This window comes from Mammaliicoccus sp. H-M34 (assembly GCF_022386495.1).
GTDB classification, from domain to species: Bacteria; Bacillota; Bacilli; order Staphylococcales; family Staphylococcaceae; genus Mammaliicoccus; species Mammaliicoccus fleurettii.
This window is the reverse complement of record NZ_JAJNIK010000001.1, coordinates 344,734-367,948: the sequence shown is the minus strand read 5'-3', so window position 1 is coordinate 367,948 and position 23,215 is coordinate 344,734. Positions and strand designations below refer to the sequence as shown.

Annotated in this window: 27 protein-coding genes and 1 riboswitch; of the genes, 16 read left to right on the top strand and 11 right to left on the bottom strand. The window is 29.8% G+C overall.

Features of this window, described 5'->3' with window-relative positions; translation table 11 throughout:
* The first annotated feature begins 67 nt into the window (after positions 1 to 67).
* Positions 68 to 931: a cation diffusion facilitator family transporter gene (locus tag LQ608_RS01825; protein ID WP_345773094.1), complete on the top strand. Its 864-nt coding sequence runs from the start codon at positions 68 to 70 to the stop codon at positions 929 to 931.
* A gap of 95 nt (positions 932 to 1,026) precedes the next feature.
* Positions 1,027 to 1,191 carry a hypothetical protein gene (locus tag LQ608_RS01820; RefSeq protein ID WP_170167665.1) on the top strand — a complete coding sequence of 55 codons (165 nt, stop codon included), beginning with the start codon at positions 1,027 to 1,029 and terminating at the stop codon, positions 1,189 to 1,191.
* A 92-nt stretch (positions 1,192 to 1,283) separates the two neighbouring features.
* Here the strand turns inward: LQ608_RS01820 and LQ608_RS01815 are convergent, their stop codons facing one another.
* Positions 1,284 to 2,633 carry a PepSY-associated TM helix domain-containing protein gene (locus LQ608_RS01815; RefSeq protein ID WP_239749319.1) on the bottom strand — a complete coding sequence of 450 codons (1,350 nt, stop codon included), beginning with the start codon at positions 2,631 to 2,633 and terminating at the stop codon, positions 1,284 to 1,286.
* Between the two features lie 209 nt (positions 2,634 to 2,842).
* Between LQ608_RS01815 and LQ608_RS01810 the strand changes: the two genes are divergently transcribed.
* Both LQ608_RS01810 and LQ608_RS01805 read left to right on the top strand, forming a co-directional pair.
* Entirely contained in the window at positions 2,843 to 3,232 is a 390-nt protein-coding gene (locus tag LQ608_RS01810) for a hypothetical protein (RefSeq protein WP_239749318.1), read from the top strand.
* Positions 3,233 to 3,298: 66 nt separating this feature from the next.
* Entirely contained in the window at positions 3,299 to 3,931 is a 633-nt protein-coding gene (locus LQ608_RS01805) for an HAD-IA family hydrolase (protein WP_239749316.1), read from the top strand.
* Here LQ608_RS01805 and LQ608_RS01800 read toward each other — a convergent pair.
* Positions 3,922 to 4,599, bottom strand: coding sequence for a helix-turn-helix domain-containing protein (locus tag LQ608_RS01800; protein WP_239749315.1), 678 nt, complete (start codon positions 4,597 to 4,599; stop codon positions 3,922 to 3,924). The genes LQ608_RS01805 and LQ608_RS01800 overlap by 10 nt on opposite strands.
* A gap of 98 nt (positions 4,600 to 4,697) precedes the next feature.
* On the opposite strand from LQ608_RS01800, the gene LQ608_RS01795 reads away from it, so the two are divergent.
* Both LQ608_RS01795 and LQ608_RS01790 read left to right on the top strand, forming a co-directional pair.
* On the top strand, positions 4,698 to 5,153 hold the full coding sequence (locus LQ608_RS01795; protein WP_239749314.1) for a hypothetical protein: 456 nt from the start codon (positions 4,698 to 4,700) through the stop codon (positions 5,151 to 5,153).
* Positions 5,154 to 5,174: 21 nt separating this feature from the next.
* Positions 5,175 to 6,008: a DUF5996 family protein gene (locus LQ608_RS01790; RefSeq protein ID WP_239749313.1), complete on the top strand. Its 834-nt coding sequence runs from the start codon at positions 5,175 to 5,177 to the stop codon at positions 6,006 to 6,008.
* A 52-nt stretch (positions 6,009 to 6,060) separates the two neighbouring features.
* On the opposite strand, the gene LQ608_RS01785 is transcribed toward LQ608_RS01790, so the two are convergent.
* Positions 6,061 to 6,513, bottom strand: a complete 453-nt coding sequence (locus tag LQ608_RS01785) for a competence protein ComK (protein ID WP_237687658.1) — start codon at positions 6,511 to 6,513, stop codon at positions 6,061 to 6,063.
* Between the two features lie 76 nt (positions 6,514 to 6,589).
* Complete coding sequence (locus LQ608_RS01780; RefSeq protein WP_203153738.1) at positions 6,590 to 7,066, bottom strand: sigma-70 family RNA polymerase sigma factor; 477 nt, start codon at positions 7,064 to 7,066, stop codon at positions 6,590 to 6,592.
* Positions 7,067 to 7,355: 289 nt separating this feature from the next.
* Between LQ608_RS01780 and LQ608_RS01775 the strand changes: the two genes are divergently transcribed.
* A complete protein-coding gene (locus LQ608_RS01775) occupies positions 7,356 to 7,577 on the top strand; it encodes a hypothetical protein (RefSeq protein WP_017000846.1) in 222 nt (73 codons plus the stop codon).
* A 187-nt stretch (positions 7,578 to 7,764) separates the two neighbouring features.
* Positions 7,765 to 8,703 (top strand): peptidoglycan release complex glucosaminidase SagB, encoded by a 939-nt coding sequence (gene sagB / locus LQ608_RS01770; protein ID WP_239749312.1) that lies wholly within the window; start codon positions 7,765 to 7,767, stop codon positions 8,701 to 8,703.
* A 488-nt stretch (positions 8,704 to 9,191) separates the two neighbouring features.
* Here sagB and LQ608_RS01765 read toward each other — a convergent pair whose 3' ends face one another.
* The 5 genes from LQ608_RS01765 to LQ608_RS01745 form a co-directional block, all read right to left on the bottom strand.
* Positions 9,192 to 10,016: a DUF6612 family protein gene (locus LQ608_RS01765; RefSeq protein WP_239749311.1), complete on the bottom strand. Its 825-nt coding sequence runs from the start codon at positions 10,014 to 10,016 to the stop codon at positions 9,192 to 9,194.
* Between the two features lie 172 nt (positions 10,017 to 10,188).
* Positions 10,189 to 10,878: an ABC transporter permease gene (locus LQ608_RS01760; protein WP_239749310.1), complete on the bottom strand. Its 690-nt coding sequence runs from the start codon at positions 10,876 to 10,878 to the stop codon at positions 10,189 to 10,191.
* A gap of 2 nt (positions 10,879 to 10,880) precedes the next feature.
* Positions 10,881 to 11,831 (bottom strand): osmoprotectant ABC transporter substrate-binding protein, encoded by a 951-nt coding sequence (locus LQ608_RS01755; protein ID WP_239749309.1) that lies wholly within the window; start codon positions 11,829 to 11,831, stop codon positions 10,881 to 10,883.
* A 15-nt stretch (positions 11,832 to 11,846) separates the two neighbouring features.
* Positions 11,847 to 12,482, bottom strand: a complete 636-nt coding sequence (locus tag LQ608_RS01750) for an ABC transporter permease (protein ID WP_239749308.1) — start codon at positions 12,480 to 12,482, stop codon at positions 11,847 to 11,849.
* Positions 12,483 to 12,495: 13 nt separating this feature from the next.
* A complete protein-coding gene (locus LQ608_RS01745) occupies positions 12,496 to 13,644 on the bottom strand; it encodes a betaine/proline/choline family ABC transporter ATP-binding protein (RefSeq protein WP_239749307.1) in 1,149 nt (382 codons plus the stop codon).
* A gap of 259 nt (positions 13,645 to 13,903) precedes the next feature.
* Here LQ608_RS01745 and LQ608_RS01740 point away from each other — a divergent pair, with 259 nt between their 5' ends.
* From LQ608_RS01740 to ribH, 5 genes are all read left to right on the top strand, one after another.
* Positions 13,904 to 15,418: an FAD/NAD(P)-binding protein gene (locus LQ608_RS01740; RefSeq protein WP_239749306.1), complete on the top strand. Its 1,515-nt coding sequence runs from the start codon at positions 13,904 to 13,906 to the stop codon at positions 15,416 to 15,418.
* 86 nt (positions 15,419 to 15,504) lie between these two features.
* Positions 15,505 to 15,637: riboswitch (FMN riboswitch) on the top strand.
* Positions 15,638 to 15,783: 146 nt separating this feature from the next.
* Positions 15,784 to 16,830 carry a bifunctional diaminohydroxyphosphoribosylaminopyrimidine deaminase/5-amino-6-(5-phosphoribosylamino)uracil reductase RibD gene (gene ribD, locus LQ608_RS01735; protein WP_239749305.1) on the top strand — a complete coding sequence of 349 codons (1,047 nt, stop codon included), beginning with the start codon at positions 15,784 to 15,786 and terminating at the stop codon, positions 16,828 to 16,830.
* A gap of 4 nt (positions 16,831 to 16,834) precedes the next feature.
* The gene (locus LQ608_RS01730; protein WP_203153728.1) at positions 16,835 to 17,467 is read left to right on the top strand and encodes a riboflavin synthase; all 633 of its coding nucleotides are present in this window, start codon (positions 16,835 to 16,837) and stop codon (positions 17,465 to 17,467) included.
* A gap of 8 nt (positions 17,468 to 17,475) precedes the next feature.
* On the top strand, positions 17,476 to 18,651 hold the full coding sequence (ribB, locus tag LQ608_RS01725; protein WP_345773096.1) for a 3,4-dihydroxy-2-butanone-4-phosphate synthase: 1,176 nt from the start codon (positions 17,476 to 17,478) through the stop codon (positions 18,649 to 18,651).
* Between the two features lie 20 nt (positions 18,652 to 18,671).
* On the top strand, positions 18,672 to 19,142 hold the full coding sequence (ribH, locus tag LQ608_RS01720) for a 6,7-dimethyl-8-ribityllumazine synthase (protein WP_239749303.1): 471 nt from the start codon (positions 18,672 to 18,674) through the stop codon (positions 19,140 to 19,142).
* 43 nt (positions 19,143 to 19,185) lie between these two features.
* On the opposite strand, the gene LQ608_RS01715 is transcribed toward ribH, so the two are convergent.
* On the bottom strand, positions 19,186 to 20,190 hold the full coding sequence (locus LQ608_RS01715; protein ID WP_239749302.1) for a proline dehydrogenase family protein: 1,005 nt from the start codon (positions 20,188 to 20,190) through the stop codon (positions 19,186 to 19,188).
* A gap of 653 nt (positions 20,191 to 20,843) precedes the next feature.
* Between LQ608_RS01715 and LQ608_RS01710 the strand changes: the two genes are divergently transcribed.
* On the top strand, positions 20,844 to 21,179 hold the full coding sequence (locus tag LQ608_RS01710) for a hypothetical protein (RefSeq protein WP_078357572.1): 336 nt from the start codon (positions 20,844 to 20,846) through the stop codon (positions 21,177 to 21,179).
* A 126-nt stretch (positions 21,180 to 21,305) separates the two neighbouring features.
* Here the strand turns inward: LQ608_RS01710 and LQ608_RS01705 are convergent, their stop codons facing one another.
* Entirely contained in the window at positions 21,306 to 21,812 is a 507-nt protein-coding gene (locus tag LQ608_RS01705) for a gamma carbonic anhydrase (RefSeq protein ID WP_239749300.1), read from the bottom strand.
* Between the two features lie 84 nt (positions 21,813 to 21,896).
* On the opposite strand from LQ608_RS01705, the gene LQ608_RS01700 reads away from it, so the two are divergent.
* Positions 21,897 to 22,712, top strand: a complete 816-nt coding sequence (locus tag LQ608_RS01700) for an alpha/beta fold hydrolase (protein ID WP_239749299.1) — start codon at positions 21,897 to 21,899, stop codon at positions 22,710 to 22,712.
* Between the two features lie 85 nt (positions 22,713 to 22,797).
* A complete protein-coding gene (locus tag LQ608_RS01695) occupies positions 22,798 to 23,205 on the top strand; it encodes a transcriptional regulator, SarA/Rot family (RefSeq protein ID WP_078357569.1) in 408 nt (135 codons plus the stop codon).
* The last annotated feature ends 10 nt before the right edge of the window (positions 23,206 to 23,215 follow it).

Genomic DNA, 23,215 nt, shown 5'->3' with positions numbered 1-23,215 from the left:
TATAACTAATTCATTACTTTGTATTAAATTTTGTTATATAATCAAACTTCAGTGAAAAAATGGAGTGTTGAATATGGCTAACAATTTAAGAATTGCACAAAGAGGGGCATATATAAGTTTAGTAACTTATATAATTTTATCAATTTTAAAATACTTTGTAGGTACAACTTATAATTCATCAGCATTAAGAGCGGATAGTTTAAATAATCTAACAGATATTTTTGTTTCAGTTGCAGTTATTATAGGTTTGAAAATTTCAATCAAGCCCGCAGATAAAAACCATCCTTATGGACATATGAAAACTGAAAACATAACAACGTTAATCGTATCATTCATCATCATGTTCGTAGGTATTGAAGTTATATCTACTAATATCCCTAAAATAATACAGGGAGATTATAGTGAGCCAAGTACATTAACAATCTGGGTAAGTATGTTGAGTGGTGTTATTATGTTTTGCGTATATCTATTTAACTCAAAATTATCTAAAAAAACAAAAAGTACTTCATTAAATTCTGCTGCTAAAGATAATTTATCAGATGCAATAGTCAGTATTGGAACAGGAATAGGGCTAATATTTACTCAATTTGGATATCCAATAGTCGATGTAATTTTAGCAGTTATACTAGGAGCCATTATTGTTTATACAGGTTTTACAATATTCAAAGAATCTATTTTTACGTTAAGCGATGGCTTTCATGAACAAGATTTAAATAATTATATAGAAGAAATTGAAGATATCCCAGGTGTAATTGGTATTCCATCCATAAAAGGAAGATATCATGGGAATAGTGTATTTTTAGATGTAACAATCGTTGTAGATAAAAATTTAACACTCGATGAAGCACATGATATATGTGATTTAGTCGAAAATCAATTGCGTGAGGCAGGTGTTTATTCTTCATATGTACATGCTGAACCAAATTTGTAAAATAATATATTTGTAATTTAATTTCATTTTAATATAAATAAGTATGATAGTATAAAAGTATTGGTATTGAAAATATCTAAAGGGGGATGTTATTCATGCAAATACTAGGTAAAGGCTTTGAAAATGATCATCATTATTTTCATGTGATAACAGATCAAAATCATTTAATTAAAGTACGTGTTCCAGATGATATGGACGATAATGATTTGAAAAATTTGTTAGAAGCGGTATGTAGTGATTATGATGAAAGTAATAACTAAAACTAATCATCATTTCATGATGATTTTTAAATCCATAAAATGAATGCCTACAAAGTTTGAGCTTTGTAGGCATTTTTTCTATATTTAATTTCTTATTTTTGAAAAATTTTCTTTTGCTTTTTCCAGATAAAGTATTCAACAATACCAACGACTATTAGTGACGCTCCAAATAAAGGCATTATGATTCCTAAAACTATTAAAAATGCTATTAGACCATATGGTATGCTGCCTTTCAATTGTGGTGGTGCACTGAATGAGCTGGCATTTTTTCGTTTCATCCATGTCAGGAATCCAAATATAATTCCTGCAATAAATGTTAGACATACTATTAAATTAATAATTTTATTAGCAGTACCAAATAAATGTCCTTCATGTAATGGTATACCAAAGCTAAACCATTTGCCGACGATTCCATAATCTTCGTAGTCTACTTGGCCTAAGCGTTTTCCAGAGTATTGATCGAAGTATGCTGTTGTTTCTTCTTTAGGTGCAACGTCTAAACCAGTCACGCCAGTATTACTGCTTTTAGAAACTGTAAATACACCTTTATCATCTGCTGGATACACGATTGAAAATGGTTTTTTTACTTTAGCATTTTCAGCTTGTGATATTATACTTTCAAGACTTTGCTGTCCTTCTGCTCCTATAACACTGCTAGTTGCTCCATGATGATCGGCATGTGGATCTTTTTTTGATGTTGGTTTTTCTTTACTTCTAGTTGCCCAAGGTAGTTCATTATCTTCTGATTCAGGTGGCGTAGCTTTTAACGCTGAATAACCTAATTTAGGATGTTCTTCAGCAAACTGATTTATCTGTTTCCCCATAAATGCTGACCATGGTAATCCTGTTAAGACGATGATAAAAATAGGAATAGCTATAATCAATCCTATTATGGCATGTATTCGTCTATTAAATAGAAATGAAGTTTTCTTTTTTGTTTTTTTCAATACGTTAGATTTAAAAGTTAAATACACGCCGGATATAATCATGAATATTGTCCAACATGCTGCTAACTCAACTAAGTAATTTACAAAACTTCCTCCAACCATAAGTGAACTATGTGTTTCTCTCAACACATTAGAATATGTAAATTTTGCATTTTGATTAGCAACTCTTTGGTTATGTTCATCTAAGAATATGTATCTTGATTCACCATCTTCATTTCCAATAGTTACTCTATTATTATATGGCTCGTCCATAATACTTATTTTTTGTATTTCATAGCCTTTGTATACATCTCTAATCTCATGTATAGCATCATCTAATGATTGATGTCCTTTAGTATGACTATCTGAAAAGAATTCATCTTGGTAAATATTATTTTCTACATTTGTATAAAATAGATAACCAATACCTGTAAGAGAGAGAGTTAATAATAATGGTGTAATAAAGAAAGCAGCGTAAAAATGTAATCTTCTTATAGGACTAAAAATTTTATGCATAATTTTAACCTCAATTTCAAATTAATAATGTAACAATTTAAAGGTATAATTTTTTATATTGAATTACAATAAGATATATAAGTTAATTATGAACCTTTGGTGAAAATAGGATAAATATGTAATAAATGACTTGAAAATGTAATATTAAAATACTCAAAAAATTCAGTATAAAATGTTAAAATTGATGAAACAGGATGAGGTGAGTGAGTATGTTAAGTAATTTAAAATTATACAACGATAAAAAAGATCGTAAACAAATAATTAATCAATTCTATAATGGTTTGAATCAAGAAAATTTCCATGAAGCTGTAACAAGTTTAGAAGAGAGGAAACATAAAGTTTTCCCACATGGTGCAGTATATTTTAAAAATGATTTATCCACAGAAAAACAAAACGAACTAAACTTAAGCAAATCAGATGGTTTGTTTATAATTGATAATGATGGAACTCAAGAGGCTGCAATAATTCCATTACAAGTCATAGTGCAATTTCTTGCTTCAAATAGAGAACAAATAGCGAAAGATAAAGCGCTTAGTCTAATCCAATTAGAAAATATTATCGATCGTTTAGAATTGACTCTTAAATCAGAAGAATTATAATTATTATAAAAGGCTGGACAATTTAATCGTCTCAGCCTCTTTATTTTTTAGAACGGAGTGAAGAATATGTACGAAGCAATTATATTTGATTTTGACGGTACAATTATAGATACAGAAATAAACTTATTTAACACTTTAAATAAACATATTATTAATAAAAATAACGAACCAATAAGTTTAGATGAATACAAAAGTTCTATAGGTTCTGTTTCTAAAGAATTAGATAATAAAATCCTAAATGCACTAGGTTCTGAGTTAGCTTTAGAAGAAATGTTTAAAGATCATTATGAAGGAACAAAATCACTACCTATGAAACCAGTTGTTAAAGACTTAATTGAATATGGACATAAAAACCATTTGAAAATGGGGATAGCAACAAGTAGTTATAAAGAACATATTATGCCAAACGTTTTAAGGTTAGAATTAGATGAATATATTGATGTTGTAAAAGGGCGTGAAGATGTTGCATTTGTAAAACCAAATCCAGAACTATATATTCAAGCAGCACATGATCTTCAAGTTAAACCAAATAAATGCTTAGCAATTGAAGATACAACAAATGGAGCACAAGCGGCTATAGATGCTGGTATGGATGTGATTGTCATTACACATGAAATAACAGAAGATTTGAATTTTGATGATTTAAAGATATTAAATAAAGATATAGAAGCAAAAGAAATTATAGACCTCTATTTATAGAGAGAATACTGTTGTCTAAATGCATGAGGTGTCATATTTCGATGTTTTTTAAATAATTTTGTAAAATGAGCTTGATCACAGAAACCATAATCAATTGCAATATGTGCAATTGATTTTTGTGGATTATTAAGCAGTTCTACTGAAGCATCAAATAATCTAACAGCCATAGAGTCTTTGTGATAGGAACAAGGAATCTTTTTAGGTATTAATTTTTGTTCTGTTAATTCCATAACTTCATTTATGCTTTTTGACAAAATATTTAATAACGTAATAATACTAAATGAAATTTGAGCGTTTAAAGTTGAGGCAGTAAATGGTGAGTGCTCAGCTAAAAAATTTAGATGTATATATGTTGTAGCTTCATTTTTAAAATGAGATAGTTTAGAATAATCTATTGATATTAAGCGAGGGTAAATATTATTTGTCAATGTTAAAATTAGAAAATAATTTAACGTGAGAATAATTACAGAACCAGATAAAGCATTGATATAACTATATTCATCAAAAGGTACGATACAATAAAAGCCTTTTTTTAATTGAGATATTTTGTTTAATGAGTGATAGAACACTTGAATTTCTCCATCTGTTACGTAAATTATTGATAAATGCTCATAATTATAAATATATATATCCTCATTATGAATTTGATTCACTTCAAATGTAAACATTATATATTTCCCTTCATAGTCTGATTTCTAAAAATTTAACAACGCTTACTTTATTTAATGTTATAATTATAATATTAATGACTTTTTAGAGGTGTACAATGAATAATGAACAATACAAATCCATTGTTTATAAAAAATTATGGTTTATAAATAAAAAAGAAAAAAATATAGCTAAAGAAAAGTTAAATGTTAATGGAGAAGAACGTTTACTTGAAAAGTATGGTAAACCTAGTAAGTTTGTAAATCATTTTGTAGAAGATGAAATAATAGAAAAAGCATCAGCACCAAGTAGTTTTTATAAAGTATTCACTTTAGGTGGATTGCTATTTGGCAACGTACTTATGGCAGGTATTCTCATTACTGCTGCATTGTTAGTGTTAGGGACATTTACTTTATACTTTACTAAACCAATAAGTACTGCACTGACTTTGCAATTACTATATCTTGTAATTGGTATCATTTTATTTTTCATTGGCTACAAAGGAATTAAATGGGTTAATGCTTATTTTACAAGGCGTTTACTTATAGCTAGAAGGTTTAAAGATTTAATGTAGATTAACTAGGGGGTGTCGTAGATGAGCTTGTTATATTTTGATGAATGGCGTGATACACGTGCTACGATTAGGTATATAGCACAAATAATGGGGAAATGTTGTTTAGCTGTAAAAGAACCTGAACCGTTATATAAACACGTGATGTTAACCGTTAATCAAGTAGGGTTATCTACAAGCGTATTAAAAAAAGATGGGCATGAGTTTGAAATCAATTTAGACTTATTGGATCAGCTATTAATCATTATAATAGATGGAAAAGAAGAATCTATTATTTTAGAATCTGGACAAACTATTAAAGAATATTACGATTTTGTATTTGATACACTTTCTGACAACGGAATAAATATTAAAATTAATACGAAACCATATAATATTCCTTATGAAAAAACATTGGATCAGGATGATAAAGAACGCGTATTTAATCCTAAAACAGCATATCATGCATTAAGACTCATGCAACAAGCTCAATATGACCATTATCAATTTTTACATTCAAGAAATATTAAAGATGTTAAAACAGGGTTGTTTTGGGATAAATTTGATATCACGTCTATATTTTATATAGAAGGTAATCAAGATTATACAGTTTCTTTATGCTATTATTTTGGAGATAAATATAGAGAGTCTCCTTATTATATTATAAAGGTTAATCCATTTAAGCAAGATAAAATTAACTTAAAACAAGTAGAGCCCTCTTATGCAGAATATAATGGTAAAGATGGTAGCTTCTTAATATATGAAGAAGATTTACAAAGCATCATAAGAAGAGATGAAGTGTTACTTACTTTCTTTAACAGTGCATATCAAGCATTGTTATCAGGTGTAAGCAGTAAACTAACACACAACGAACAATAAAAAGCAGCCAGATAATGAAATATTCATTATCTGGCTGTTTTTTTATATAAATTTATTGCTTGAAAATGTGGTGTTTTTGATATTGTATAAGCCTTAATGATTCTCCCATTTTCTTAGTTATGGTATGAAAATCATGCTTTATAATTTTTGAGGTGTCATTATTAAATAAGAGTCTTGTATAACATTTGTACGCTTCAATATTTGTAATATGTTTACTATTTATCATCATATAATTAATATGATTTTTAGCACTCGTTGGGAAAAGAACAAAATCTTGAGATGCATAAATCATAACAGGGATGAGTTTTGAAATTTTGAGGATATGTTTTGCATATTGTTCTCTTGATTTCATATTCGCACCCTCAATTTTTAATGCATCGTTTAAAAGTAAATGAATAGAAAGATTCGTATTTAAAATTGAATGATCTATATATTCGATTTGGTATTTATATTTAGGATTTTTTGAGTGTTGAATGACTGTCATATTTGGGTTGATATTCATCATTGTTAAGTCACCTCTATTAGTGATAATACTAATAATGCAAAGTTATTGATTGTATCGTGATGACATATCATTGTAACTAAAATAAAAAATGGCATTTCAACTTATTTCTAGCGTTCTTTCTATAATACTTGATTGTCGATTCACTTTTATTGAAATGAATTGCAATCTCTTGAGTTGAAAATCCTTGTAACGTTAGTTTAAACCACAATAGTTCCTCTGGTGATAAAATTTCAAGCATGCTATACATTTCACAATTATAATGTTCAACAAAACTTTGGTCTAACATCATATCATGAGAAGTAGGTATGAAACGGTTCATTTCTTTGCTGTTTTTTCTTATACAATCAATTAAATAGAACTTTAATTTAGTATAGATATATTTATCCATCGTATTTGTTTTTGATTTATCAAACGTTTTTAATAAATCCCATAGCTTTATGAGCAAGAGTTGGAAATAATCATCATAGCAATATTTTATATTGTAACGGTGTAGTAAATGATGAATCATTTTTTCGTATTTTAAGTAATAAGAGTTAAAGTTATAATCTTCCATGTTGTCCTTTGCAGTGGGCATGCACACAGATTTATTTCCGGATAAAAGTATTGTAAATTAAAATAAAATAGCTTTAAAATTTGTAATTAGTGAAATAATTAAAGTAAATTAGCAATAGTTGAAAAAGATATAATTAATATCATAAAAAATGCACATTAAAGTGAAGAATTCATTAAAAAATAGGTGAGAAATAAAGATTTAAAAGATTTACAATTACCTTATAAACGTGTATATTTGGATATATATGGACATATGTTTTATTGGGGGCAAAGATTAGGAGGCTCATCATATGGATTACGAACATCTAAATTTAGAACATTTTTTTGCACGAAATAATGAGTTGAATAATATAAGAGATAATGCTGACTTTGTTATGATTAATAACGTGAATAGATTTATGAATTATAGAAACGGCGAAGAAGAGGGAACAATTAATCTTAGTCATTACAACTATAAAAATAGATCAGCAGCAATGTCATTTATATTTATGGATTACACACCTTATAAATAAGCAAACATACTTTCATAGAATGTTTGCTTTTTTTTTTGAAATATAATAGTAATTAAAATGTAACATATTTATTTTTGAATATTATAGTCGAATCCTATAAAATATAGAGAGTAAACTTTTTTAAATTGTAAAAATTAGGTAATAGATTATGATTAAGTATAGGTTTACAAATTTTTGAGGTGAAACGATGAAAAATGCCAGGCTAGAAACAATTAAAAATGTAGTTGTATTATTATTAGTCTTATCAATTATTGTTGGCCTGTTTTATTATTTGATTTCAGATCATTTGAAGTTTTATGAAGTAGATAAACAAGAAGATAATGTAGAAGTACCATTAACTTTAAGTAAAGCAGTAAATAAACAATATAAAAATGATACTAAAATGCAAGTAGCAACAGAGTCAGGCAATTGGAAAAATGCTTCGAGAAGTGAAATTCATGAAGTTATGAATGTTGAAGAAATACTAAATGATAAAAAGCAAGTTTACCAATTCTTGAATTTATCTGAATATCAAGGTATTGAAGAAAAAAGAATTCATCATATGCTAAGAGAACAAGAAGTACTTGAAAAGTATACAACTGAATTTCTAAAAGCAGCTAAAAAAGAGCATGTGAACGAAGTGTATTTAATATCTCATGCTATTTTAGAAACTGGGAATCATCACAGTGAATTAGCGAATGGTGTATTACTTACAGATAAAGGTAAAGTCACGAAGTCTAAAGAAAAATCTGATGGCAAAAAATATTATAATTTTTATGGTGTAGGTGCATTAGATAATGATCCAATAGGTACTGGTGCAAGGTATGCTAAAAAACGAGATTGGGATACTCCGCAAAAAGCTATTTCAGGTGGAGCTAAGTTCATACATGACCATTATTTATCCAATCCAGACCAGAATACATTATATAGCATGAGATGGAATCCTAAAAAACCAGGTGTACATCAATATGCAACAGATATAAAATGGGCACAAAGTAATGCGCGTATCATATCAGATTTCTATGAAGAACTTAAGACAGAAGGAAAGTATTATATTGTATATAAATACAAAGATACAGACAAATCCTTGTCAGTAAAATCATTAGACGAAAAGCTAGATAAACAAGAAGAACAAAAAAATAAATAAAGCGTGCTTAGGAGATGAATCCTAACTCAAAATAAATAAGCATATCACTTAACTGATCGTTTCAGTTTTACAGTGATATGCTTATTTTTTATATTACGATTTTGTATGTGCATGCTTGCCTAGGGGTATGGCTCGAGCCTGTAGTCTCTCACACATACCATTCCCTCAGGCGTCAGCACTATACAAAATCGTTGGAAATATCTATTTAAATACAATCTTACGATTTTGTACGTGCATGCTTGCCTAGGGGTATGGTTCGAGCCTGTAGTCTCTCACACATACTATTCCCTCAGGCGTCAGCACGTACAAAATCGGTGGTAATATTCATTTTTATACGCATTTTTACTGAGATTATACTAAAAAGAGGAATAGTAAAAGCAGTTCTATGTAAAATTGCTGATAAGGGGTTCGTTAAAAGCAGATCTAGAGAAGTAAAAAAGACCAACAAAGTCTGAACTTTGTTGGTCTTTTTACTATATCAATTTAACTTATGAAGCTTGGTTTGAACTACTTGATGATGACGAGCTTGAAGAACCGCCTTGTAAATCTTCTATTTTCTTAGCGTCTTTAGCTTCATCTGGAATTTTAATTTCTTTAACTTCATTTATTTTGTCATAAGTGACGTTTGTTTCCATATTTGCTGTTTCGTCATCTTTAGTTAATTTTGCATCTAATTTATATGAATCAATTTCGTTATCTTTATTTACTTTCAATACTGCTTTACCAGATACTTTATCAACTTCAGATTCGAATTGTTTAAGTTGGTCTTTGTTACCTGAAGCATTTGCTAGCTTAGTAAAATCTTCTTTGTTTTTGATGTCATATGTAAGTTCATAGCCACCGTCAACTTTTTTAGCTTTAGAATCTTTGAAGGAATTTAATGTTTTAGCGTATTTTTCATAATTAAGTTGTTCTAATGAGCTATCTATATTCATGTCTTTTACTTGAGAAGATAGGTCTACCCATTGGTCATCAACTTTTGCAATCATTTTTTTACCTTGAACGTAAATTGTCATTTTTTGACCAGCTTGATCCATTGCTAATTTAGCTGTTTCTTTTTCATCAACATCCATGCCGACTTTAACAGTTTGACTTTCTTGGTCTTTAGCAGATACTTTAATTTCATTATCTGTGTGATAACTTTTTACGTCTTTAGCATTGCTTTGTAAGTCTTTAACTACTTGACTTGAACTTTTTTTCTCTTCTTTTTTCTCTGATTTAGTATCAGAATCTGAACTATCAGATCCATTACCACAAGCCGCTAATATTAATGATGAAGATAAAAATAAACTACCTAATACTCTGAATTTCATACTAATTCCTCCTTTATATTTTAAACAATATTAACATTAACCAAATATTAATAGCAAAGATTTATATAATTACTTTTGCTATTAATAAAATTTATTTAAGTTTTTTCTTAGGTGAAAGTATGAAAATAACAATTGTAGCAGTAATTACTTTAAATAAAAATTTCATTTTTTATCACTCCGAAAGTGTTTGAGGTTGTAGTCCTTTTTGCTTTCTCTTAGTTGGATCTAGTCTTTTCTCGATATAACCTAATAATAAATCACTTAGTACAGCTAATAAAGCAGTAGGTATTGCACCTGCAAGAATCAGTGAAGTACCATCAGTAGCATTAGTTCCTCTGATTATGATATCACCAAGTGTTGATGATCCAATAAACGAACCAATTGCTGTAACACCAATTGCGATAACGAATGCAATTCTAATTCCACCAATCATTACTGATAACGAGAGTGGCAGTTCAACCATTGTCAAAATTTGTTTAGAAGTCATTCCCATTCCTTTACCTGCATCTTTAATACCTGAATCTACATTTTTAATACCTGTATAAGTATTTTTAATAATTGGAAGTAGGGCATATAAGAAGACTGTCATAACAACAGTGTTAGCACCAAGTCCCATAACAAGCATTAAAATTGCTAGAAGTGCAAGTGCTGGCATTGTTTGAATGATGTTAGCTATGGAAATAATGAAACCTGACAATTTGGAATATCTAGCAATAAAAATTCCAATTGGTATACCTACTATAACCGCAAATAGCACACCATAAACAGAAATGAGTAAATGATCTAGAAATAGTTGAAATATATATCCGCCATTTGTTGCATAATAATCTACTAATTGTGACCATACATTTCCTTCAGCCATTATTACTCACCATCCTTTTTATCATCAAAATAATTGTTCTTTTCCAGAAACTCTTTTGCAACGACAGCAGGTTCTTTAAGATTGTTGTCTGCTTCGTAGTTTAATTTTTGCATTTGTTCTGTAGATATTTTTCCTTTTAATTTGTTCATTGCACGGTCAACATATGGTTTTTCTTTTATTAAAGATTTTGAAACCAAAGGACTTGCATCATAAGGTGGGAAAAATTCTAAATCATCTTCAAGTACAACTAAATCATAACTAGCTATACGTCCATCTGTTGTATAACCTAATACGACATCCATTTTACCTGTATTTAGCGCATCATACACTAAACCAATTTGCATAGGTCTTGTTTTTTTGAAGTCGAAACCGTATTTTTCTTTAAATGCTGGATAACCATCACCTGGTCGTTTCATCCAAGATGAGTCAACACCAGCTTCTAGTTTGTTTGCAACTTTTTTCATATCTGAAACTTTTTTTAGATTATACTTCTTTGCTGTTTCTTTTGTAACCATCATGGCATAAGTATTTTCAAACCCGTAAGAACCATACCATTTTTGGTTGTAATCATTATCAAATGCATCTCGTACTACTTTCAACGCTTTTTTTGGATCTGTAATAGGGTCTTTACCTAATGCGCCAGTTAAGTCAGTACCAGTATATCTTGCACTCGAAATATTAACATCACCATTATTCTGTGCGTTAAATGTAACTGTAGATGAACCTAAGTTATTAATGAGCTGAATATTTTTTTCGTCTACGTTATCTTTTTTTGCTTCATGTTCAATCATAAGTTTATCCATATGTCCCATTATTTGAGATTCACTTGTATTTTGCATACCAATTTTTACTGAGTTTTTATCACCTGAAGCTCCAAGAAAGGGTAGGGAACATCCAGATAAAATGATAGATAAAGCCATGATCGGCAATAACAATTTAAAATATCTATGCATGTTTCAATTTCCTCCTTATCTTGAAACTTTTAATCCTTTTGGTGTTACCCAATTTTCTACTTTGGATAATACAAAGTCCATAATAAGTGCGATTAATGTAACACTTATCGCACCGCCAATTATTAAATCTGGTTGGTACAAGTTTAAACCATTAAATATAAAGTCACCTAAACCACCGGCACCAATGAAACTAGCTAATGTTGCCCAACTTATTGCATAAACGCTAGATAATCGAACGCCACTCATTATGACAGATATTGCTAATGGTAATTCGACCATAAACATTTCCTGGAATCTAGTCATACCCATACTTGAACCTGCTGCTTTTACGTTTTTATCTACGTTTTTTATACCTATAAACGTATTATTTAAAATAGGTAATAAAATATAAATGAAAAGCGCAAGAATTGCAGGAAGTTTACCGACACCTAAGAAAGGTATCATTAAAGCTAGTACTGCTAATGAAGGGACTGTTTGAAGAACACTGGCTATAGACAATACTACTTTGGCAATTGTTTTTGTTCTTGTTAACAATATGCCTAGAGGTATAGCTACTATCATAGCTAATAATAGAGCAGATAATGAAATATAGAAGTGTTCTAGTGTTTTTTGGATAAGTTCATTCCCATTAACTTGTAAAAATTCAATCACTATTATTCACTCCTTATTTTATATCACTTTTTTGTGCATCTTCTTCAGATAATCCCCAAATTGAATCGTAAACGATATCAACTAAACTCGCTCTTGTGATAACACCTTTTATGTAATATTGATGGTCTACGACAGGGATTAATCTAACATTTCGTTTTAATATAGTACGTACTGAATCTTGAAGCATTGTACCAGTTTTCACAGTATAAATATCTCGATGCATAATATCAATAATATCTGCACCTTTACGATGTCCTTCGTTTATATCTTCTATATCTATATAACCAACAAGCTTTCCTTTATCATTAGTAACAAATAAAGTATCGACACGTCTATCTCTCATTAAAGTTACAGCTTCGTCGATTGTTTTTTCAGAAGTTATAGTAATAGGGCTCTTCATAGCGTCATCTACAACTCTTAAGTTAGGTCTGTCTTGTATTAATCTGTTTTGTCCGATAAATTCACGAACAAAGTCGTTAGCTGGATTTTTTAATATATTGTTCGGTGTATCAAATTGGATGATTTCACCTTGAGACATAATACAAATTCTATCAGCTAATTTAATTGCTTCATCCATATCATGTGTTACAAATATAATCGTTTTTCCTAGTTTTTGTTGTAATGTTTTAACTAGGTCTTGAAGTGTATCTCTTGTAATTGGGTCTAATGCTCCGAAAGGTTCATCCATTAAGATGATATCTTGATCAGCTGCTAAGGCTCTTACAACACCAATACGTTGTTGCTGTCCACCAGATAATTGAGATGGGTATAAATCTAAATAAGACTCAGGTAAGTCGACAAGTTCAATAAGTTCTTTAGCTTTTTTCTCTTTATCTTCCTTCGTCCATTTAAGTAATTTTGGAACTAAAACAATATTTTCACGTATTGTCATATGTGGCATTAATCCGATTTGTTGGATTACGTATCCAATATTCCTTCTCAAATTCACTGGATTCATCTTGCTTAAATCTTTTCCATTTAACATGATAGTTCCACTTGTAGGTTCTATCATACGGTTGATCATTCTTAATGCAGTAGTTTTCCCGCTACCACTAGTACCGATAAATGCTATAAATTCACCAGTTTCAATTTCCATATTGATACTGTCTACTGCTTTTTTACCGCCACGATAAACTTTAGTTAAGTTTTCTATAGATAACATAACACTTCTCCTTTATTAAAATTCAAAATATTAACATTCATAATTATAACATAAATGTTGCATATTTATAAAAGTTACTGATAGTATGAATTCTATGTTTATCTGAATTAGAAAAAAGGAATATTTAAATGAAAGCGACAAATTGAGAATCATATTATGATGAATTTATATAAAGAGAAAATATGGGGATAAAGTATAGATTTTAAAAGTATGCTAAATTTTTGCATACCATGCAAAATTAAAAACGGAGGCGTTTAATTTGAAAGTTGCAATTATAGGTATGGGTACAGCAGGCGTAAGTACACTTAATCAATTATCTAAGCATAAAAAATTCAAAAATATTACGGTAGATATTTTTGATAATGCTGAAGATATGGGAATGGGGAAACCATTTCAAAATGATAGTGATAGATTATTGATTAATTTACCAGCTAATCAAATGTCACTAGATCCACAAAACGAGAAAGATTTTAAAAAATGGTATAAGAAAAATGACGAATTTGATTATGGTAAAGCAAAATATTTACCAAGATTAGTATTTGGTCATTATATGAAATCCATTTTAAATAAATTGCTACAAAAACATGATAATATTTTTGTTCATAAGCATAAAGTTGATAGTTGTTATGTTGAAGAGATTAAAGATGAACGTGGACAATATAAAATAGATGTTTGCTATATTGAAGATGATGAAGCAGTCTGTCAAAAATATGATTATGTATTTTTAACAATTGGTATGCTACCTTATAAAGATCCTTATCAATTATCGGGATTATCAGGTTATATTGAATCACCTTATCCTACTACTCGAGCTTTACGTAATGTGAAACAAAATGATGATATAGCAATTATAGGTACTGGGCTAAGTTCTGTAGATGTTATTAGATATGTCATGGAAAATCATAAGCGTTTGCCATTAGTTGTAACATCAAGAAATGCGCAATTTCCTAGTGTGAGAGGGATAAGACATGAAATTGATTTGAAATATATAAATGATAAAGCAATTGAAAAATTCAAAAAATCACATAAAGGTGTAGTGCCTTTAAAAGATGTAGAAAAATTATTTGAAAAAGAATGTGAATATCAAAATATTAACCTACAGAAAATGTTATATCGATTCAAAAAAGATAATGTATATAACATGAAATATGACTTAAGGCATGAGGATGAAGTTGGGCATTTTCAATCTTTTATTGAAGAAGTTAAACATCATATGATTCCGCTTTGGAATGCTATGACTATCGATGATAAGAAAGCATTTTTAGATAAATATGGTCATCACTTTAAACGCAATGCTAATCCTATGCCACAATCGTCTGCAAAGCAGTTAATTGACTGGATTGAGAACGGTGATATTATTGTTAAAGAAGGATTGGAAAATGTTCGAAAATATTACGGTAAATTTAGAATAAAATATAAAAATGTAGAAAATGAAGACAGTTATCATTATGTAATTAATGCTACAGGACCTAAAAAACACTTATCTGAGTTGACTGAAGGTGAACATTTTATAAAAGGGCTAGAAAATAAACAAATCATAGCAGCTCATCCATTCGGAGGTATTCTTGTACTTCCATATACAAATGAAGTTATTAGTCCTAAGTTTGGAACAATGCCTAATTTAAAAGTAATTGGTCAATTAACAACTGGTGTGAATTTTGATGTAAATGGTGTTTCTTTATTAGTTGATCAATCCGTTCGAGCTGTAAAAGACTTGTATATTGAACTAGAAGAAAGAAAAAAAGCTAAAAAGGTTCAATCCAAAAAGAAATAAATCTATAAGAATATTAATTTGTAATTCTTAGTATTATAGTATAAAATGGCTACATCAGTGATTACTGATGCATATAATTTAATAATATATTCTTTCGGGGCAGGGTGAAATTCCCAACCGGCGGTATAAAGCCCGCGACCCATAAATGAGTTTTTGTTTATGGCTGATTCAGTGTGATTCTGAAGCCGACAGTTAGAGTCTGGATGGGAGAAAGAATAGACGACAGCGTATTTTATACGCTTATTTCGTTATATTAAAATGTTAATGTCTTTAATAATAAAGGCTTATTTCTTGATACATTTTTTACTCCCAACCACCGAAAATTCAATTTTCTGGTGGTTTTTTTAATTTTAGGAGGAACTTAAATGAATCAATATTTAGAATTTGCTCTTGATTTAGCAGACCGTTTACAAGGTCAGACTGGGACAAACCCTTCAGTTGGTGCTGTAATCGTTAAGAATAATAGAATTATCGGATTCGGTGCACATTTAAAAAAAGGTGAGTCTCATGCAGAAATTCAAGCTTTAAAGATGGCAGGTACTCAAGCAGAAGATGCTACTATTTACGTTTCGTTAGAACCATGTTCTCATTATGGACTAACACCGCCATGTTCTAAAGCCATTATAGATAGTGGCATTAAATCAGTTGTATATGCGGTAAAAGATCAATCTTTAAAAAACAGTGGACATGAAATGTTACAAGAAGCTGGAATTGATGTATCGCATGAGCCTTCTGAAAGAGCTCAAGCTTTATATAATAGTTTTTTTCAACAACAAAACACTAAACTACCATTTGTAACGTTAAAAATTTCTACAAGTATGGATGGGAAAGTTGCAACTGATGCCAAAGAAAGTAAATGGATTACATCTAAAGAAGTGAAACAAGATGTGTTGAACTTAAGAAGTCAACATGATGCCATTATTACGGGTGGTATGACAGTGCGTGAAGATGATCCATTGTTAACAACTAGAAGCGAAGAATTAAAAGACCCTAAACGAATTATTTTAACTCAACAATCTGATTTCAATGAAGAACTAAAGATTTTTAAGGATGAAAATAATCCTGTAATTGTTATGTCAGATTCTAACCATTTCAAAGTAAATGAAAATCAAAACATCGAATTAGTAAATAAAGAAGGATCAAATTTAAAAAATGTTCTATATCAACTTTATGAAGCAGGTTATGCTCAAATCATGGTAGAAGCAGGTCCGACTTTAGTAAGTAAATTTATAGAACAAGATTTAGTAGACCAATTAATTATTTATCAAGCCCCGAAAATGATTGGTGGTCAAGGAAAATATCAATATTATCAAACCAATGATGTTTATCCTTTATCCAATAGTAAGTTATTTAAAATTATATCAACAGAAATCATTGGTGGAGATCTTAAAATAATTTTAAGAAAGAAGTGACAAGATGTTCACAGGAATTATTGAAACAGTTGGTGTAATTAAGAATACAAGCACTCAAAGTGGAGTTAAGACTTTAACAATTGAGGCTCCTGAAATAACTGATGATTTATCTCTTGGTGATTCGGTAGCGATAAATGGTGTTTGTTTAACTGTTACTGAAAAGCAGACATCTATTTTTAAAGTAGAAGTTATTACAGGTACAATCAATGTCACATATTTAGAGCACTTAAAAACAAATGACAAAGTAAATCTTGAAAGAGCGATGTTAGCTAATGGAAGATTTGGTGGTCATTTCGTAAGTGGACATGTAGATGGAAAAGGTATTATAAAGCATATTTCTAAAAGAAAAGATGAATGGATAATTGAAATATCAACTGATGCGCAATTATTAAGTCAAATGATTGATAAAGGTTCAATTACGGTAGACGGTATAAGTTTAACAATTTTTAAATTGTATCAGCATAAGTTTGAAATTCATTTAATACCTGAGACTAGAGAGCGTACTATTTTTGTTAACAAGAAACAAGGTGATGAGGTACATATAGAAACGGACTTATTATTTAAATATGTTCAAAAAATTACTCATCAAAATAACTCGAATTTATCGCAAGAGAAGTTACTAAATCTAGGATTTTAGGAGGCATCATAATGTTTGATAAAGTAGAAGAAGCTATTGAAGAATTAAAACTTGGAAAACCCATTATAGTTGTAGATGATGAAGATAGAGAAAATGAGGGTGACCTTATTGCAATATCTGAATATTTAACACCAGAAACTATAAATTTTATGGCAACTCATGCTAGAGGTCTAATATGTGCACCAGTTAGCCGTGAAATAGCAGAACAGCTAGATTTAAATTTAATGACTGAAACTGGTGATAAGTTTAAGACAGCTTTTACTGTAAGTGTTGACCATGTGTCATCAACAACAGGCATTAGTGCTTTTGAAAGAACGGATACTATAAAAGGTCTAATAGAAGAGACTTCTCCGAGTGCTTTTGTAAAACCAGGACATGTATTTCCATTAATTGCTCAAGAAAATGGTGTTCTTGAAAGAGTAGGGCATACTGAAGCTTGTGTTGATTTAGCTAGACTGTCAGGTGCTAAACCTGCTGGTGCTATTTGTGAAATTATGAAAGACGATGGAACGATGGCTAAGAGAGAAGATTTATATCAGTTCAAACTTAAACATCAATTAAAAATGATCACGATAGATGAACTTGTTCAATATAGAAAAAGAAATGATCAAATTATAAAATTTGAATCAAAAATTCAATTACCAACATCATTTGGTGAATTTGATATGTATGGTTTTACTTCTAAATTAGATCAAAAAGAATACTTAGCTATTTGTTCGGGCAATATTGAAAATGGAATGAACGTTCGTATACATTCTGAATGTGTCACTGGTGATATTTTCCATAGTGCTAGATGTGATTGTGGAGAACAACTAGAATACTCTATGAAATATATACAAGAGCATGGTGGTATGATTTTATATCTTCCTCAAGAAGGTCGAGGCATAGGCTTAATCAATAAACTTAAAGCATATGAATTGATCGAAAAAGGATATGATACAATTTCTGCAAATAAAGCATTAGGCTTTGAAGCGGATTTAAGAGACTATACTGAAGCAAGTCAAATTCTGAAGTACTTTAATATAGAAGAAATACAACTCATAAGCAATAATCCAGATAAATTTAATCAATTAGAAGAGTTAGGTATTAGAATTACAAATAGAATACCAGTAGTTATACAACCAAATACAACGAATGAATCATATTTAAATACAAAAAAAGACCAAATGGGTCATTTATTATAAAAAGAATGGGGCAAATAAAAATGAACTTTGAAGGTAAAATGAATGGATCAGAATTAAAAGTAGCGATTGTAGTAAGTAGATTTAACGATTTTATTACAGGTCGTTTATTAGATGGAGCTAAAGATACTTTGGTTCGCCATAATGTAGAAGAAGATAATATTCATGTAGCTTATGTTCCAGGTGCATATGAAATTCCATTAGTTGCTAAAAAATTAGCTAAGTCAGGAAAATACGATGCAGTAGTAACATTAGGATGTGTCATTAGAGGCGCTACTACACATTATGATTATGTATGTAATGAAGTAGCTAAAGGTGTATCTAAAGTAAATGATGAAACAGAAGTGCCGGTAATTTTTGGTATAGTTACAACAGAAACAATTGAACAAGCAATAGAAAGAGCTGGTACTAAAGCAGGTAATAAAGGTGGAGATGCTGCATTAGCTGCTATTGAAATGGCCAATTTACTTAAAAATATTGAAAGCCAAATATAATAATTAGAGGCTGAGACAATTTAATTGTCTCAGCCTCGCTTTTTTATTTTTTCTTTAATAAGGAAATGGCACCTATTGTTAAAATAGAGATACCAGTTATGACACTTGCACCAAACGCAATCTTTCCTTTGTTCTTCTTATTAAAGATATCTAATAGCATTAAGTTAATATTTTGTGGTCTTTCGGCTAAACGTCTCATAAAGTATCCGAACCAGTCTTCCCCAAATGGAACGTACATACAGAAGTTATAGCCTTCGCTTGCTATTTGATATGCATAGTCTGTTCTGAAACCATATAACATTTGAAACTCATAAGCATTATTATCAATATTATTGTCTTTTACAAATTGTTTTACATGATTAATTATGTGATGATCGTGTGTTGCAATTGATGTAAAAGCTTTTGAAGTAAGCAATCTTTTCTCAATTAACTTAATATAGTTTTGATCGATTTCTTCTTTAGTTTGGTAAGCTATATGTGGACCTTCCTTATATGCACCTTTTACTAAACGTAATCTTACATCTGAGTATTTTTCCATAATATTCATTGCGTCGTATAAATAAGCTTGGATAACAGTACCAACATTTTTAAATTCACCTTTAAGTCTATCGACTATTTCAGTGATCCCGACTAAATCTTCATATTTTTCAGCATCGATGTTAACGAAAGTATTACCGTATTCATGAGCTTTTAATAAAATTTCTCTCGTATTTTGATATGCAAACTCTCTATCTATATTAATACCTAATTGTGTTAGTTTAATTGAAACATGAGCTTCGATGTTTGCATTATAATTTCTTCTTATAATTTCAACAATGTTTTGTTGCGCTTGTAATGCTTCTTGGCGAGATGTTACGAATTCCCCTAAATTATCTAACGTACATGATATTCCCTTCATGTTTAATCTTTCAACTGTATCGATTGTTGAATCAATATCAACGCCCGCTACTACCTTGTTTGCACCTAGTGCAGGACCCATTTTCTTAGCTGATTCATTCATGAACTGATTGTTAGATAACGCAATAAAAAAATCTTTTACGACAGGCATAGCAAGTCCTCCTTAATTAAATATATTACTTTCATACATTTTATCATGGAAACAATAAAATAGTTAAGCGTTTACATTTTGAATATAATGTAAAATTATACAATTAATGAACTCTAACACAAAAAAGAACGTCATTAAATGAAATTTCGGACTTTTAAGAAAATTTCCGTATAGTTGAAAAGATTGTTCGAATTTAAAATGTATTTTGAATGGAAATATGTATAAACAAAACTCAATAAAAGTGCATTCAAAAACGATATGTTTAGTAATTCATCAAGTTATAAATAGGGGATAAAAAAAGAACTCCTTTTATAGGAGTTTAGTGATTACTTATTTAACTCAGTATAAGAAGGTGAAATAGGCTCTGCAGCTATGCTCATTGCATGTGGGAGGAACGTAAATAATAGTATTGCTATCATTATTTTTTTAAAGAAATGCATTTTATCATGCTCCTTTAAATAGTGTCGTTGATTACATTTTCAATATAACATCTATATATGAAGTAATTACTAAGTGAGTGTAAATTTTTAAAGGATTTCAATGTTAATTTAATGTTAAGAAAAGCGGTGAATCTTTAAAATATCTTAATAAAAATGTAGGTATGAGCGTGATATAATTATATTATTAGAAATGACTATAAAGGAGTTATCGCTATGTTTAGGGATATGGCATTTTATATTTTCGGGAAACCATTAGACAGCTTCGTACAATTATTTATTTTTGAACCTATAGTTATAGGTATTATTGCAATATTGATTGCTATGATCACTAAAAAATCATGGACAGTATTTATCACAATCATTGCATTGAATATTATTGATAATTTCTTACTTGTTAATTATCAATTTGGTGGACAAGGATTTGGAACAATAATTTCACAAAACATTTTATTCTTCTTTGAAAAATTCTTCTCTATGTTCTATGAAATTTTAATTGCATATATTATCGTAAAATTACCAATTATGCATAGTAAATTTAAAATAGCTTAAAATAGAAAAAAGGATGGGGCAAATTAATTGTCCCATCCTTTTATTGTTCGGTGTTGATTATGAGGGTGTCGTAGATTAACTTCTGACTTAATCTACAACACATTTCTGCCCTAAGCTGTTTTCGTTTTATTCTTCTTTATATAGCTTAGCTTTATTTATATATGATTCGTTAATCCTTTTTAACTCATTGTAGTCTTCTTCTGTTAATTCTCGTACCACTTTAGCTGGTCGTCCGAACGCTAAAGTGTGGGGTGGTATTTTTTTACCTGGGGGTACGAGAGATCCAGCACCGATAAATGCGTATTCTCCAATTTCAGCGCCATCTAATATTGTGGAGTCCATTCCAATTAAAGCATTATTACGTATTATACTAGAATGTAAAGTAACTTTATGACCAACTGTTACATTATCTTCTAGTATGAGTGGTTGATCTGGGCTTTGATGTAAGCAGCATAAATCTTGTATATTGACACCTTTTCCTATAATCGTCGGTGCGACATCTCCTCTAATGACAGAATTGAACCATACTGAACTATTCTCACCAATTTTTATGTCGCCAATTAGTGTAGCATTTTCAGCTATATAACAACTTGGGTCTATAATTGGGGTTTTGCTATTAAAAGATTTAATCATTAAAGATTCTCCATTCTTTTGAAAAAATTTGTTATACTAAGTTTAACAAAAATGTAGCTATAAAGGTAAAAGGAGTAATATATTATGTGGAAATGGGAAACAGAAAAGGAAGCTAAAGGTATTGTTGTAATTGTACATAATATGCTTGAACATACAGGAAGATATGCATACGTAATTACTAAGCTACGTAGAGAAGGCTACCATGTTATTATGGGAGATCTAAGAGGGCAAGGCCAAACTTCGCGAGTACATAGAGGCCATGTTGATAATTTTGAAGAATATCATGAACAAGTTCTAGAATGGTTAACGATTGCAGAAGAATATCATTTACCTGTGTTTACACTTGGTGTAGGTTTAGGCGGACTGATTTTACTTAACTTGTTAGAAAAAGTAGATCTTAAAGTAGAAGGTGTACTGCTGATTTCACCGTTAGTTGCTTTCCAGCAAAATATATCTACTAGAAGAAACTTTTTAGCTTCCAGTTTCGGTACAGTCGCTAAAGATGCGAAATTTGATACAGGTATTAAAATAGAAAGTTTAACACGTAACAAAGAGGTTATTGATGATACAAATAAAGATGCTTTAATGTTAAATAAAGTAAGTTATCATTGGTATAAGACTATTCTAGAAACGATGAAAAGTACAATGGAGAACATTCATCACATTTCGCCAATTCCAACACTCATTATGTTAGGAACAGAAGATGAAATAGTTGATACAGATTCAATTAGAACTGTTGCTAAGACAATCAATACAAATGAACTTTATTTTAAAGCTTGGCATGGTTTATTTCATGAAGTGCATAATGAGCCAGAGCGTGAAAATGTAATGAAATATCTTGTTTCATTTATGAATAACCGCATACATTATGTTGGTTTATTAATTGATGAAGAAGAGTAATCGCTATAAAAATTATTACAAAATGAGCTTAAACGCCTCTAAATTGGGTATATTGTAGATATAGAGAACGTTGGAGGTTGATTTTATGGCAGAAAAAGAAAATAATGTGAGTGACTTAATCCTTTTAGATGATATACAAAAAAATATTAATATAATATTTTATAAAATTGAAGAAAAGTTTGAAATTGAAAAAGAAGAATTTCTTACACTTATCATGTTATGGAATAATGGTTCTATGAGTCTTAAAGAATTAGATGATTATATTGACATAAAGCCTTATAAGAGAACAAGACTTTATAATAATTTAGTTAAAAAAGGTTGGATTAAAAAAGTTCGTCCTGAAAATGACGAAAGAACTGTAATTGTTGAAGTAAATGAAGATTTTGCTGAGAAAAAAGCAGCGATTGTAGACTTTGCTTGTGAAGAAATAAAGAAAAGAAAAGATCATTTTGAAAAGCAATTTGAATCAATAGTGAATACATGCAACATATAAAAAAGCAAAC

Excerpts from the sequence above, each read along its gene's own strand:
- LQ608_RS01820 (WP_170167665.1), top strand. The coding sequence starts at position 1,027 with ATGCAAATACTAGGTAAAGGCTTTGAAAATGATCATCATTATTTTCAT.
- LQ608_RS01815 (WP_239749319.1), bottom strand. The coding sequence starts at position 2,633 with ATGCATAAAATTTTTAGTCCTATAAGAAGATTACATTTTTACGCTGCT.
- LQ608_RS01810 (WP_239749318.1), top strand. The coding sequence starts at position 2,843 with ATGTTAAGTAATTTAAAATTATACAACGATAAAAAAGATCGTAAACAA.
- LQ608_RS01805 (WP_239749316.1), top strand. The coding sequence starts at position 3,299 with ATGTACGAAGCAATTATATTTGATTTTGACGGTACAATTATAGATACA.
- LQ608_RS01800 (WP_239749315.1), bottom strand. The coding sequence starts at position 4,599 with ATGTTTACATTTGAAGTGAATCAAATTCATAATGAGGATATATATATT.
- LQ608_RS01795 (WP_239749314.1), top strand. The coding sequence starts at position 4,698 with ATGAATAATGAACAATACAAATCCATTGTTTATAAAAAATTATGGTTT.
- LQ608_RS01790 (WP_239749313.1), top strand. The coding sequence starts at position 5,175 with ATGAGCTTGTTATATTTTGATGAATGGCGTGATACACGTGCTACGATT.
- LQ608_RS01785 (WP_237687658.1), bottom strand. The coding sequence starts at position 6,513 with ATGATGAATATCAACCCAAATATGACAGTCATTCAACACTCAAAAAAT.
- LQ608_RS01780 (WP_203153738.1), bottom strand. The coding sequence starts at position 7,066 with ATGGAAGATTATAACTTTAACTCTTATTACTTAAAATACGAAAAAATG.
- LQ608_RS01775 (WP_017000846.1), top strand. The coding sequence starts at position 7,356 with ATGGATTACGAACATCTAAATTTAGAACATTTTTTTGCACGAAATAAT.
- sagB (WP_239749312.1), top strand. The coding sequence starts at position 7,765 with ATGAAAAATGCCAGGCTAGAAACAATTAAAAATGTAGTTGTATTATTA.
- LQ608_RS01765 (WP_239749311.1), bottom strand. The coding sequence starts at position 10,016 with ATGAAATTCAGAGTATTAGGTAGTTTATTTTTATCTTCATCATTAATA.
- LQ608_RS01760 (WP_239749310.1), bottom strand. The coding sequence starts at position 10,878 with ATGGCTGAAGGAAATGTATGGTCACAATTAGTAGATTATTATGCAACA.
- LQ608_RS01755 (WP_239749309.1), bottom strand. The coding sequence starts at position 11,831 with ATGCATAGATATTTTAAATTGTTATTGCCGATCATGGCTTTATCTATC.
- LQ608_RS01745 (WP_239749307.1), bottom strand. The coding sequence starts at position 13,644 with ATGTTATCTATAGAAAACTTAACTAAAGTTTATCGTGGCGGTAAAAAA.
- ribD (WP_239749305.1), top strand. The coding sequence starts at position 15,784 with ATGAATCAATATTTAGAATTTGCTCTTGATTTAGCAGACCGTTTACAA.
- LQ608_RS01730 (WP_203153728.1), top strand. The coding sequence starts at position 16,835 with ATGTTCACAGGAATTATTGAAACAGTTGGTGTAATTAAGAATACAAGC.
- ribH (WP_239749303.1), top strand. The coding sequence starts at position 18,672 with ATGAACTTTGAAGGTAAAATGAATGGATCAGAATTAAAAGTAGCGATT.
- LQ608_RS01715 (WP_239749302.1), bottom strand. The coding sequence starts at position 20,190 with ATGCCTGTCGTAAAAGATTTTTTTATTGCGTTATCTAACAATCAGTTC.
- LQ608_RS01710 (WP_078357572.1), top strand. The coding sequence starts at position 20,844 with ATGTTTAGGGATATGGCATTTTATATTTTCGGGAAACCATTAGACAGC.
- LQ608_RS01705 (WP_239749300.1), bottom strand. The coding sequence starts at position 21,812 with ATGATTAAATCTTTTAATAGCAAAACCCCAATTATAGACCCAAGTTGT.
- LQ608_RS01700 (WP_239749299.1), top strand. The coding sequence starts at position 21,897 with ATGTGGAAATGGGAAACAGAAAAGGAAGCTAAAGGTATTGTTGTAATT.
- LQ608_RS01695 (WP_078357569.1), top strand. The coding sequence starts at position 22,798 with ATGGCAGAAAAAGAAAATAATGTGAGTGACTTAATCCTTTTAGATGAT.